General features: G+C 44.5%; 12 protein-coding genes. 7 read left to right on the top strand and 5 right to left on the bottom strand.

All coding sequences use genetic code 11. From position 1 onward, the window contains the following. The first annotated feature begins 275 nt into the window (after positions 1-275). The 5 genes from V7O62_RS11760 to V7O62_RS11740 all read left to right on the top strand — a co-directional run bounded on the left by V7O62_RS11760 (position 276) and on the right by V7O62_RS11740 (position 5139). Positions 276-878 carry a hypothetical protein gene (locus tag V7O62_RS11760; RefSeq protein ID WP_406656517.1) on the top strand — a complete coding sequence of 201 codons (603 nt, stop codon included), beginning with the start codon at positions 276-278 and terminating at the stop codon, positions 876-878. Between the two features lie 246 nt (positions 879-1124). Further along, positions 1125-2384, top strand: coding sequence for a UbiD family decarboxylase (locus V7O62_RS11755; protein WP_406656516.1), 1260 nt, complete (start codon positions 1125-1127; stop codon positions 2382-2384). 37 nt (positions 2385-2421) lie between these two features. Further along, on the top strand, positions 2422-3618 hold the full coding sequence (locus tag V7O62_RS11750) for an aconitase X (RefSeq protein WP_406656515.1): 1197 nt from the start codon (positions 2422-2424) through the stop codon (positions 3616-3618). Continuing rightward, a complete protein-coding gene (locus V7O62_RS11745) occupies positions 3599-4009 on the top strand; it encodes a DUF126 domain-containing protein (protein WP_406656514.1) in 411 nt (136 codons plus the stop codon). The genes V7O62_RS11750 and V7O62_RS11745 overlap by 20 nt, the downstream gene beginning before the upstream one ends. A gap of 23 nt (positions 4010-4032) precedes the next feature. Then, on the top strand, positions 4033-5139 hold the full coding sequence (locus tag V7O62_RS11740) for a TIGR04013 family B12-binding domain/radical SAM domain-containing protein (RefSeq protein ID WP_406656513.1): 1107 nt from the start codon (positions 4033-4035) through the stop codon (positions 5137-5139). 34 nt (positions 5140-5173) lie between these two features. On the opposite strand, the gene V7O62_RS11735 is transcribed toward V7O62_RS11740, so the two are convergent. The 3 genes from V7O62_RS11735 to V7O62_RS11725 form a co-directional block, all read right to left on the bottom strand. Beyond that, on the bottom strand, positions 5174-5953 hold the full coding sequence (locus tag V7O62_RS11735; RefSeq protein WP_406656512.1) for a helix-turn-helix transcriptional regulator: 780 nt from the start codon (positions 5951-5953) through the stop codon (positions 5174-5176). Positions 5954-6168: 215 nt separating this feature from the next. Then, positions 6169-7332, bottom strand: a complete 1164-nt coding sequence (locus V7O62_RS11730) for an MFS transporter (RefSeq protein WP_406656511.1) — start codon at positions 7330-7332, stop codon at positions 6169-6171. A 48-nt stretch (positions 7333-7380) separates the two neighbouring features. Continuing rightward, entirely contained in the window at positions 7381-8154 is a 774-nt protein-coding gene (locus V7O62_RS11725; RefSeq protein WP_406656510.1) for a YkgJ family cysteine cluster protein, read from the bottom strand. Positions 8155-8262: 108 nt separating this feature from the next. On the opposite strand from V7O62_RS11725, the gene V7O62_RS11720 reads away from it, so the two are divergent. Together V7O62_RS11720 and thsA are read left to right on the top strand one after the other, a co-directional pair. Next, complete coding sequence (locus V7O62_RS11720; protein ID WP_406656509.1) at positions 8263-8436, top strand: DUF5350 domain-containing protein; 174 nt, start codon at positions 8263-8265, stop codon at positions 8434-8436. Between the two features lie 197 nt (positions 8437-8633). Beyond that, positions 8634-10283 (top strand): thermosome subunit alpha, encoded by a 1650-nt coding sequence (thsA, locus tag V7O62_RS11715; protein ID WP_406656508.1) that lies wholly within the window; start codon positions 8634-8636, stop codon positions 10281-10283. Between the two features lie 125 nt (positions 10284-10408). Here the strand turns inward: thsA and V7O62_RS11710 are convergent, their stop codons facing one another. Together V7O62_RS11710 and V7O62_RS11705 are read right to left on the bottom strand one after the other, a co-directional pair. Beyond that, on the bottom strand, positions 10409-11524 hold the full coding sequence (locus V7O62_RS11710; RefSeq protein ID WP_406656507.1) for an ORC1-type DNA replication protein: 1116 nt from the start codon (positions 11522-11524) through the stop codon (positions 10409-10411). Positions 11525-11683: 159 nt separating this feature from the next. Continuing rightward, complete coding sequence (locus V7O62_RS11705; protein WP_406656506.1) at positions 11684-12865, bottom strand: cysteine desulfurase; 1182 nt, start codon at positions 12863-12865, stop codon at positions 11684-11686. Between the last annotated feature and the right edge of the window lie 41 nt (positions 12866-12906).

Raw genomic sequence — 12906 nt, 5'->3', positions numbered from 1 at the left:
CTTCACTAAAGACTCGGAAATTATTTCTCTTTGTAACTTTGCTTATCACAGCTTCGCTGTTAGTTGCAGGCTGTGTCTCAGAGGAAGGTGAGCAGGAGAACACCACTAATCCTGAAGAGACTGAACAGGAAACTCCCACTACTCCGGAAGAAGGAGAAGAAGTAGACACTAATACGGATGAAAGTGAACAGACGGACACTCAATTACCCGTGCAGTGGGAAAACGTCACGACTCAGACCGGTGATGGGACGACGCTGACGCTCTTTCCACAAACCTTGAACGACTCACGCGACTATCGCTATTGTGAACTTGTGTTTAACTACGGTGATAATGGCTCTGACATCTACAGCACGTCTCCCTTGAACGAGTGCTCTGAGGAGTGGTGGGATGATTTGGATCTCGAAATCCTGGCAGATGAGTTTGGTGCTGAGTCTGTCACGAAGAACGGACCTCAAAGCTGGTCGATGGATGAAGTGATTGTCATGGGATCCGAGCCAATATCCGTAGCTGGCGTAGATATGGTATTTGGAGCCAACCTGCCACCAGGTACCCTGGAGACGCCACAGTACGAGGTTTTCAACCCATCGAAGTACCAGTACCTGGTATGGGATGCAGGCAAACCGGTCTACGAGCTCGTTGACCCGGAAGGCAATGTCTACATCCTGCAAGGATACAAGGTTCCAAAGGAATCACTTGAAACTCTAGGCGATGACTTCGAAGAGCTTCCCGATGGCTGGGAGTATCGCACACGAGTCCTGGAAGAGGAACTCGTGATGAACCTGACCCCTGATGAACCAATCCCTTCCATCTCGGATGAGTTCGACCAGATCTATATCCAGATTCCGGAAAACAACTCGTCTTCGGCAGAGTCTTCATAAAAACTGCAGAACAGAAGCAGCGACTGAGTAAGTCATTACCAGACGTAAAAGTGCAGAGATTACTTTTCTTTGCGCTCTTGCGTCCTGCAGACTTTTTTTGAGAGTATCACAATTCAGCAACTATTGGAATTGTTAATTTTGAAATCTTTTTTTGAATAACTGTCCCCTACCTCCACCAGTAGTTAAGATAATGATTTAAGGCAGCAATTTCTTTTATTTAACCATACCTGTAATACGGATGATAAAATGAGGGAATTTATAGAAAAACTCAAGGAAAACGGGAAACTGGTCGAGATCACACGTCCTGTTTCGAAAGTATTCGAAGCTCCGGGTATTGCAAGACAGACCGATGCTCCTGTGCTTTTCCAGGATATCGATGGCAACAGAGCTATCATGAATGTCCTTGGCTCCAGAGATGAGCTTGCAGCGATGCTCGGTGTGGAAAAGGACAGGATAATACAGAAACTTTCGGAAATAAGCCCCGAGGGTGAAGTTGTCCTGGTGGATAATTCTCCAACAAAAGAAGTTGTGGAAAATGATGTGGACCTCACCAAACTCCCTATAATGACACATTTCGAAAAGGATGCCGGACCCTACATCACTGCCGGAGTGGTCGTTACCGAATATGAAGGAGTAATGAATGCAGCTATCCACAGGCTACTTGTGGTTGATAAGAACAGGCTTGCTGCAAGACTGGTAGCTCCGAGACACAGCTATGTGCTGCACAAGAAAGCTGCTGAAAAAGGAGAGAAACTGCCAGTTGCAATCGTTATTGGAGCAGATCCGGCTGTTACCTATGCTTCCACTACAAGAGTACCTGCAGGTAAAGAATTCAACTATGCAGCTGCACTCAAAGGTAAGCCCATTGAACTGGTCGAGTGTAGCAATGGTATAAAGGTTCCACACGCCGAAATAGTCCTCGAAGGATATATAGACCCTGAAGAAAGGGTTGATGAAGGACCTTTTGTTGATATTACCGGCACATACGATCTTGTAAGGAAAGAACCCGTGATACATATCACAAAAATCCTGCACCGTGAAGACCCCATATACCACGGCATACTGCCTGCCGGACCTGAGCACCTGCTTATGATGGGAGTGCCTTATGAGCCCAGGATATTCAAGGCAGTGAGTGAGGTGACTACTGTAAAGAATGTAGTGCTCACAGAAGGTGGATGTTGTTACCTGCATGCTGTTGTCCAGATAGAGAAACAGACCGAAGGAGACGGAAAGAATGCCATTATGGCTGCATTTGCCAGTCACACGAGCCTGAAGCATGTGGTTGTGGTTGATGAAGACATTGATATCTTCGATATGAAAGATGTAGAATTTGCCGTTGCCACCAGGGTAAAAGGTGATATGGACATTATGATAATACCCAATGTCCGTGGAAGTTCCCTTGACCCTAGAGGAGCGCCTGACGGGACAACCACGAAAGTTGGTATTGATGCAACAAAAGTGCTGGCAGAGGCACAGAACTTCGAAAGGGCCAAGATGCCGGAGTAAATCAAATCTGATTACTCTAAAAGACGACGGGATTCCAATGTACCTTACAAAGGAAGAAGAAAAGACCCTTGAAGGGGAGTATGGCGAAAGCCTGCGCAAAGCCATTGAAATACTTGTGGCACTGGGAGACATATACGAAGCCGACAGCCTGATACCTGTCAAAAGCGCCCAGATAGCTGGCGTATCCTACAAAACCATAGGGGATGCAGGACTGGAATGGATATCCGATCTCAAGGGCAAGGTGAAAATTCCTGCGATACTCAACCCTGCAGGCATGGATATGCTGCGATGGAAGGAGATGGGAATTGAGCCGAATTTTGCCAGGAAACAGCAGGAGATCATAGATGCCTATGAAAGACTTGGCATCAGGACAAAATGTACCTGTACACCTTATTACCTTGAGGGTTTTGATGCAAAGTTAGGAGACCACCTGGCCTGGAGTGAATCATCCGCAGTGTCCTATGCAAACTCAGTCATTGGCGCAAGGACAAACAGGGAAGGCGGACCTTCCGCACTCTCAGCCGCACTTGTGGGAAAGACTGCTAATTATGGATATCACCTTGATGAGATGCGTGAGCCTGTAATCGCTGTCACTGTTGACTGTGAATTGTCGGGTTCTGATTACGGTGCCCTGGGATATGTCGCGGGAAAGATAATCGGTAGTCGTGTGCCAATTTTTTCCATGAAAGGACATCCTTCCAATGATGAGCTCAAGACACTTGGTGCAGCCCTTGCAGCATCCGGGGCTGTTGCTCTGTATCACGTAGAAGGGGTCACACCGGAAGCAATCCGGTCAAACTTTGAAAGACCTGATGAGAACATTGTCATTGAAAAACAGCAGATAGAGGAAGTCTACGAGGCTTCCGATGAATTCATGGATGGAAAATTGGATACTGACATAATCACTGTAGGCTGTCCTCACTGCTCACCGGAGGAGCTTGAAACCATTGCGGCACTGCTTGAAGGTAAAAGCATACAAAAAGAGATGTGGGTATGTACCTCCAGGGAAATTGCACAGCGATATGCCGACCTGGTTAAAAAAATAGAGAGCAGTGGTGCTAAAGTCGTATGTGATACATGTATGGTAGTGTCCCCTGCGGCGAATAATTACAAAGCGATGATGGTGAATTCCGGAAAAGCACTTGCATACGTTCCGAGCATGTGCAGGGTTGCTGCAAGGTATGGAAGTATTGAGCAGTGTATCAAAGAGGCAGGTGTTATCGATGAGAATTAAATGCAGAAGGATTTCAAGGGGAAGTGCCGAAGGAGAGGTACTCCTCACGCATGATTCGATTTCATTCCTTGGTAACGTCGACCCGAAAACGGGAGTTATCGAGGAACCAGAACACGAACTCTTCGGACAATGCATCAAGGACAAGGTCCTGGTTTTCCCCCATGGGAAAGGATCAACCGTGGGTTCCTATGTTCTCTACCAGCTAATTAAGAACGGAGTCGCACCTGCTGCCATGATAAATATCGAATCAGAACCTATCGTTGCGGTTGGTGCCATTATTTCCGGCATACCTCTTGTGGATAAGATGGAAAGGGACCCATTCGAGATATTGAAGAATGGAGACCACGTAAAGGTTGACAGTACTTCCGGATTCGTGGAAACCGACAAGTGATAAATTACAGACTTTAGCCGGACATGGACATTAATTTTCGCTGGAACAGGAAGAATTCCTATAGTCTCGCTGCACTTGCACCTCTTCTCCCGGATGCACGAATGGCTAAAAAGCCAGAGAATGGCTTGATGGTCTACAGTTTTGCATCCCGGCAGAAAACATCCATATTCAGGGAAGTTGAAAATGCCAGCATTGAATCCATTTTTGTAGCAGGCGGTCCGCATCCTTCCGGTGCACCGGAGGAAACACTTCGCTATTTTGATTATGTGATCATTGGAGAAGGGGAGGAGACACTTCCTGAGCTTGTAAGGATACTTAATTCAGGCGGCGATGTCAGCAGGGTGAAAGGAATTGCATACAAAACTGATGAAGAAGAGGTTGTCTTCACAGAAGCAAGAAAACCTGTTGACCTTGACATGTATCCATGTTTTGATCCCTGTAGGGCAATGGCACCCCTGGAAATCAGCAGGGGTTGTCCTTTCGGATGCAAGTATTGCCAGACACCACGTCTTTTCGGAAGAAAGGTAAGACACAGAAGCATTGACTCTATTGTAAAGTTTGCACAACATTACAGTGACCTCAGGTTTACGTCCTCAAATGCTCTTGCCTATGGAAGCGATGGAATACATCCAAGGCTTGACAAGGTTGAGAAGCTACTTTCTGCTCTCAGAAGCATGGAAGACAGGAAAATCTATTTCGGGACATTCCCCTCAGAAGTGAGACCTGAATTCATCACCGAAGACTCAATTGAGTTAATAACGAAGTATTGCGATAACAGCCGACTGAACCTGGGAGCACAGTCTGGGAGCGAACGTATCCTTAAGGAGATACAGAGAGGACACACCACAGAAGACTCTCTCAAGGCAATAGAAACGTGTTTTGAATATGGAATAATCCCTGTGGTTGATTTTATAGTCGGGTTCCCTGATGAGACTGAGGAAGAACAGAATGAAAGCCTTGAGATGATCAGGTGGATTTGTAAAAAAGGAGGAAAGGTACACGCTCATTACCTTACGCCTCTTCCAGGAACTCCTTATGAAAATGCCATACCTTCCGTTGTTAGCAGGCACTTCAAGAAAGTGCTGGGAAAAATGGCACTGGAAGGAAAAGCTACCGGTTCCTGGGAATGATCATCTTCGGAAGATAGGCTTTTTCTCTTCCGGGTCAAATTTCAGTTACTGGCGTTGATCTCTTCTTGTAATATTCAAAAAATTCTTTACCCCATTCAACAGCACCCTGACCGGAAGCTGTGATCAGATTATTATCAAAATCGCCAACTACATCAAACAATCTGAACATAATAGATGATTCGTTCAGTCCGAAGGATACGAAGTCCAATTTGCCAGAGTAAAGATAAACTACTGAATGTTCGCTTTCCAGGAACCATTTGAAATCATCATATTGTTCTGCTATTAGCTTTTTAAGAAGTTCCTGACTGAGTATAACATGCATATCTACTCCCTTATCCATTATTTGGGAAGAAAATTTACGAAATGCAGGAAATGAGAAAGTAATTATTACCGAAACAGAAGTTGAAACAGTGCTCATGAATTCCTTATCCGGCTCGAAAACATCTAAAAAGTGGGGTTCTCTTATTGATAAAGGACCCAGCTCATGAAATCTTTCGAGGAGAAAAGGTGGAATGAAATCAATTTTGTATTTCGTTAAAACATCAGAATTGCTGTCCAGAAAATCCAGCCTTTCAGAGAAAGTCATCATTTCACTCAGTACTATTTTTCCAATAGAAGTTAACTCATATGCATCATTCCGCTTTGTAATGAGACCATTCTCCTCCAGATGTTTCATATGGGGTACCAGAGCCTGTCTGCTTATCCCCAACAACTCCTGAATCGTTTCTTTTTTCCTGGAGCCGCCGTATAAAAGCAAGAGTAAGTTGGTCCTTTCTTCAGAAATGCCCAGTAGTTTGGATAGATGCGTTTTCAAGGATATGCCCTCTGCAATCTTCTGCTCTTAACTGAGATAAAGTAAAAAATCCAGACAAACAGCAGGATGCTAACCTAAGTTCTCAATAAATCTATTTATGTGCTGACTATTTATGCATTTCCTGAATGAAATTAAGCCCAGACATTTTATATTTTAATAAAAAGTTGCAGATGTAATCCAAAAATGATATTTTAAAACAGAGTATCTTAAAAAACTCATTCTTCTGCAATATTGGCATAAATATCCCTGGCCATGTAAATGGAAACTGCAACTAAAAAAGCAAATATACAGGATGCGGTGAATACTGCCTCGATGCCAAAGTTCAGAAGCACCACAGCAAGTATTAGAGGGGCTGCTGTCTGTCCTACGTATTTCATGATATTATAGACTGATACGACACTCCCCATCATTCCCTGCGGAGCGATTTGTGTTGCAAGGGTATTCAAAGGAGGCAGTACCATGCCAAATCCCAGACCGAATAAAAGTATCATAGCAAGAGTCTGCACCAGAGTCTCTGCAAAAATAAATCCACCTATTGCAGCACCGATTATGGTAAAACCTGTCCGGATTACTTTTTGTTTTCCGTATCTTGCTGCAAGCCTTTTGGCCTGGGATGCTACTGATACCATTGCAAATCCCTGGATTCCCAGAGCAAGTCCCGCCTCAGCAGCACTGAATCCGAAGTTATCTTTCAGAATAAAGGGGACATAGATGACAACAGTATACAGGAGAAAGGAAATTGCAAAACTCAGGAATACGGTGTAAAGAACACTACTTTCCCTTAAAATCCCGAGTATGTCTGAAAACCTGTTCCTGGTTCTGTTACCTGGAGGATTTGTTTCCGGAAGGAAAAGTGCTGCGATTATTGCAAGTGGAATTGTTAGTCCGTAAAACAGAAAAGGGACATTCCATCCATAAACTGCAAGTGCACCACCTATCATGGGAGCTGATATCGCTCCCGCACCTGTGGTCATACTCATTTTTCCCATTGCATTGACTCTTTCAAGTCCTGTATACAATTCCCCTATCATCGTCATTGCAATTGGCAGCATTCCCGAGATACCGATTCCCTGAATAAACCTCAGGGCAAGCAATGTCTCAAAATCCGGTGCAAAGTAGCAGGCTACACCGGCAACTCCGTTTATGAGAAGGCATGGTACGAGTATCTTCTTTCTTCCCACACTATCTGTTATAGCACTGATGAACAGCATGAAAAGAGCTGTAGAAAAAGTATACATCCCTAGCACAAGACCTATGGCTGCACGGGATGTGTTCAAAGGTTCTACCATGAAAGGAAGTACAGGACCCAGCAGTGCGCCTGCCGACATCGCAAAAAAAGCTACAAGGCAGATGATCAGCAGTTTGTGGTTCCCCGTCATAATTCCTCAGTACGATGATCCTGTTGCAAGTAAATAGCAACGCAGGATTCAACTTTTTCTGATCTTATGCTCCCTGAAAACACCCTGATCCAATACAAAAACGATTATTTCTCCGCCTTTGTTAAATTTCCTGATCTCCCGGTCATATACTCCCTGTATATGCCGAAGTTTCTTTTCCCTGAAATGCTCTTTTGTTTTTTCAAGGAATTTGATTTTTTGTTCAAGGAATGAGCTTTCATATACTTTTACGTCTGATGCTATTACTTTGCACTGCTCGTCACTAATAGTTGTATGATAACAGCCATGCAGATTCAGTCCGCTTATCTGTCTCCATCCTACATTTCCATCTTCGTCGGTCTCCTGATGCAGCATGTAAGGATAAAGTCTGCAGATAAAGGGACGGTTATCATATATAGTACAACGCTGGTCTTTTAAGAATATACATGAACCATCTTCTTCTGTTTTGAGTGCATAGCCTGAGACATAAAAATTACCATGCTGGTCGCAGAGTTCATAGTATGGTGCAGGTTGAATTGCTTCCGGATCGACATGTTCTATGGCCTCAATATCTTTCTCAAGGAGAAATACGTGATCATTGAACTCCCGTGTGCAACAACGTGCACAGAGATCACACTGGAAGCCTACTTCCTTAATGATATCCACTAGTTTTTCTTCAGGATATTCCTGCAATTCCTTTAGCTCTTCTCTGGCAATTGATAGTTGTTCATCTATTGATGTTTTGAAGGTGACCAACTCCTTTAGATAATACCTGCATAGAGGCTGGGACTTAAAAGCAATTTTGGTCCCATGCTCCGGAACCATTGCTGATATTTCCCGTAAAGTTTAATAGGAAGCATCACGTCTAGAGGTAAACTCAACAAGCTAATTAGTTATTATTATCATATATTAGGATCATACAGAGGATTGATAATGGGTAAAACCGGCAGCATTGAATGGGTCAAAGTAAAAGGCCGCAAAGGTAGAACGATTAAAGTACAGAAAGCCAAGGAAGGAAAAGCTCACCCCGGTCCGGCACAGAGATACACCTCATCCGGAGCCAAGAGAAGATTCCTTCGCAGATCACCAAAAGCAATTGTAAAGTGAGTTTATCTCACTCTCTTTTTACTTGTTTTTTCCTGATACATATAACTCTTGAGTGGGTTCGCTATCATTTCAAACACACATTCCTTCGGAATATTAATTTGCCATCATCGATATGCTTATATAGAACTACATTCATTAGAAAACGACCGGAATTAATAGTTATTCTATAATTTCCATTACTAGGAGGATAGAAATAAATGGCAGGACAGATGGCTGGACAGCCAATTTTCATATTAAGAGAAGGAAGCCAAAGAACAAGAGGCAGAGAAGCACAGAACAATAACATCATGGCTGCAAAAGCAGTCGCTGAAGCTGTAAGAACTACACTTGGTCCTAAAGGAATGGACAAGATGCTTGTAGACGGCCTCGGAGATGTTGTCATTACCAATGACGGTGCAACCATTCTCAAGGAAATGGACATCGAGCACCCTGCAGCAAAGATGATCGTCGAAGTCGCAAAGACACAGGACGATGAAGTTGGTGACGGAACCACCTCCGCTGCAGTAATTGCCGGCGAACTTCTTAAGAAAGCTGAAGAACTGATCGACCAGGACATACACCCTACAATCATCGCTTCCGGTTACAGGATGGCTTCTGAAAAAGCAGGAGAAATAATCCAGACCCTTGCAAAATCAGTCACAAGGGACAACAAGGATATTCTCATGAACATCTCCGGAACTGCAATGACAGGCAAGGGCGCTGAGGCAAACAAGGACGTCCTCTCAGACATCGCGGTTTCAGCTATCATAAGCATTGTTGATGAAGACAACAAAGTTGACATGGACAATATCAAGATAGAAAAGAAAGTCGGTGCACGTATCGAGGAATCAGAGCTCATTGAAGGTATGATCATCGATAAAGAGCGTGTCCACACCAACATGCCAAAGAAAGTAAACGATGCTAAGATCTTGCTCGTTAACACTGCAATCGAACTCAAAGACACTGAAGTTGATGCAGAAATATCCATTACATCACCAGAGCAGCTCCAGTCTTTCCTTGACCAGGAAGAGAAGATGATCAAGGACCTCGTTGACAAGATCGTCGCATGTGGTGCAAATGTCGTATTCTGCCAGAAGGGTATTGACGACATGGCACAGCACTACCTTGCAAAGGAAGGTCTCTTTGCAATCAGGCGTGTCAAGAAGAGTGACATGCAGAAACTTTCAAGGGCAACCGGTGCAAAACTTGTCACCAACCTTGACGAAATCACTGAAGCAGACCTTGGAAAGGCAGAACTTGTCGAAGAGAAGAAGATCGGCGGCGACGAAATGACCTTTGTCACAGGATGCGAGAATCCAAAGGCAGTATCCATCCTTCTTCGCGGTGGCACAGAACATGTAATCGACAACATCGAAAGAGCACTCAACGACTCACTCAGAGTAGTCGGTGTTGCTATTGAAGATGAGAAACTTGTAGCTGGCGGCGGATCACCTGAAGTAGAAGTTGCACTCAGACTCAATGAGTACGCATCAACCCTCAGTGGAAGGGAGCAGCTTGCTGTAAAGGCATTCGCAGAAGCTCTCGAGATCGTTCCAAGAACCCTCGCAGAGAATGCAGGTCTTGACCCAATCGACATGCTCGTAGATCTCCGTGCACACCACGAGAAAGGACAGAAGACAGCAGGTCTCAATGTTTATGCCGGCGAGGTAATAGACATGTGGGAAGCAGGTGTTGTTGAGCCTCTCAGGGTAAAGACACAGGCAGTCAATGCTGCAGCCGAATCAGCAGTCATGATCCTCAGGATTGATGATATCATCGCATCCAAGCAGGGACCAGCAGGACCTTCACCGGATGAAATGATGCCAGGCATGCCACCAGGCGGAATGCCAGGCATGGACATGATGTAAAGATCACATAGAACAAAACTAACTTAAAGCGCAGGTAATCTGCGCTTGACATTCTTTTTTTATATTGTTGACTGTTTTACCAATCATTGAATAGAAAAGCAGTTATTTTAAAATAAGCGTCATGATCAGTAATCAAGACACTTCAAAACATCCTGAGGCTCATACCTTGGCTTTATAACCCGAGTCCTGCCACGCATCCCTTTTCCTGAAAAATCCGCATCCAATAGCTGGGAAGAACCCATTTTTTCGATGATCTCGTAAAAGCGAGTATATCCAAGTCCCGTAATATCATGGAACGATTTGTACAGATCACCGGCTTGCATATCCTTTCCCTTTGCTATAAGGCCTAAAAGAGTTTTTTCATGTTCAGTTAGGGAACGTATACTACGGCATAAATAAATAAGTCGGGAAGCATCGTATGCTTTTTCCACATCCTCCACCGAGATCTTGCGACTTGCCCTGCGTTCTGCATTCAGGCCGGAGCGCCTCAGCAGATCCATGCCAACCCTCAGATCGCCTGTGAGATCAACGTATTCCACGACCCTCTCACATACCTCTTCAGGCACAACATCCTGATAAAAAGCGTGCTGAATCCTGTTAGTGACAATATCCCGTATTTCCCCGGCATCATATCTGGGAAAATCAATTTCTTCCGGCAGGAAAACAGAACCTACCCTGGGATCGAAATGATGAGAAACACCCACATCACTGATGATCGCTATGACAGCTATTTTTACACCGGGATACTGTTCATGGGCACGCAACAGAGAGTACATAACCTCGTCAGCGTGTCCTTCATGGAAAAGATAATTTATATCATCAAGTGCCACCACAAGAATTTTGTTAGAATCAACCAGCTGCTTTATGACCTTATCAAAAAGCTTCCTGAAAGCAACGCCTGATGTCGGTGGTTTGATGTTAACAAGTTTTTCGTATATCCGGGATACTACTGCAAAGCGAGTAGAATCCATCTGGCAGTTAACCTTTACAAAGACTACATTGTCAGTGTGCTCTTTCATTTCACTGAAAACTTTCAGGACAGCAGTAGTCTTACCGGTGCCGGGAGGGCCTTTTACGAGACAGTTAACCGGCCTCATATTCCTCATTGCCGGCCTGAGACTGAATTTGAGTGCCTGCATCTGGGAATCCCTGTGTGCAAAATACTCAGGAACATGATCAAGTTCAAGCATTTCACCGTTCTTAAACAAAGTTTCATCCCAGAGTAACATATCCTTGCTCACTTTTGATCCCCTTTTGATGAAATAGATGTTCTGACTCAAATAAACCAGATTCACTAATATATAAATAACTGCGCATAATAACTTTTTGCTTTCATCTTCCACAGGACATCTGCCATTTCATAGAAAAAAAAGATTAACACTTTCATGTTCCACTAAACTTCAGGCAACAAGTGACACAATGCTTGAAACGGTCTCAATAAATACATCAACTTCTTCCTGAGTGTTATATAGTGCAAACGATGCCCTTACAGTCCCGTCAACACCAAGCAGGTCAGTTCCGGGTATAGCACAATGGTAACCACTGCGCACGCATATATTTTTAGTCTGGTCGAGTATCATTGCGACATCATGGGCATTCATCCCTTTCACATTAAAGGATACAACCGAAGTCCTGTCCTCCGGACCATACACCTCAACTCCGTCAATCTGAGCAAGCTGAGATGCAGCATCCCTGGCCAACGAAGTCTCATGTCTCTCGATGTCTCCAACTCCGATATCCTTTACATATTCCACTGCCCTGCCCAGGCCAATTATACCTGGCATATTAGGAGTGCCGGCTTCAAATTTTGCCGGGCTTGGTTCAGTTTCATAGCCCGTATCGGTAACAGAACGAACCATTCCTCCTCCGACAAATACAGGCTCTATCATGTCAGGGTCTTTCATATAAAGTACCCCTGTTCCCTGTGGACCCAGCAGGCCCTTGTGGCCCGGAGTAGCAAAGAAATCAGGATCAATTGAACCAATATCAAGCGGCATATGACCTGCTGATTGAGAACCATCCACAAGCACCATCACATCCTCCTTGTGTGCTAAACGGACTATTGTCTGCACATCCTGTGTGGAACCGAATACATTGGATATATGATTAACTGCGATCAGCCGAGTCCTTTCATTGATAGCAGACATAATATCTTCCGGGTTAACGACACCTGTGATATCCGGCCTGACTATACTAAAGTTCACACCTTCATCTTTCAGGCGTAGCCAGGGAAGCAGGTTGGAGTGATGTTCCACGAGAGTGACGATGACATGGTCACCAGCCTCCCATGGAAAGCCACGGGATACAATATTGATACTTTCGGTCGCATTCCGTGTGAAAACAGTCTTTTTTGCATCTGTCCCCAGGAAGGATGCAACAATTTCCCTTGCATCCTCATAATGGTTGGTGGTCTCACGGGCCAGCCTGTGAGCACCTCTTCCATGGTTACCTGCATACCTGAAAAAATATTCTTCCATTTCCCTGACAGCGGGCACAGGCGTCTGAGTTGTCGCCGCATTATCCAGGTAAATAACATCTTTTAGAACAGGAAAATCTTCCCTAACGGAATGAACATCATACATGGAAGCCCCTATGTCAGGAAAATAAAAATAGTTTTGCAGGC

It is taken from the genome of Methanolobus sp. ZRKC2 (assembly GCF_045291185.1).
In the GTDB taxonomy this organism is placed as follows: domain Archaea; phylum Halobacteriota; class Methanosarcinia; order Methanosarcinales; family Methanosarcinaceae; genus Methanolobus.
Note: the sequence above shows the minus strand (reverse complement) of the source record. Positions and strands in the feature narration are given on the sequence as shown.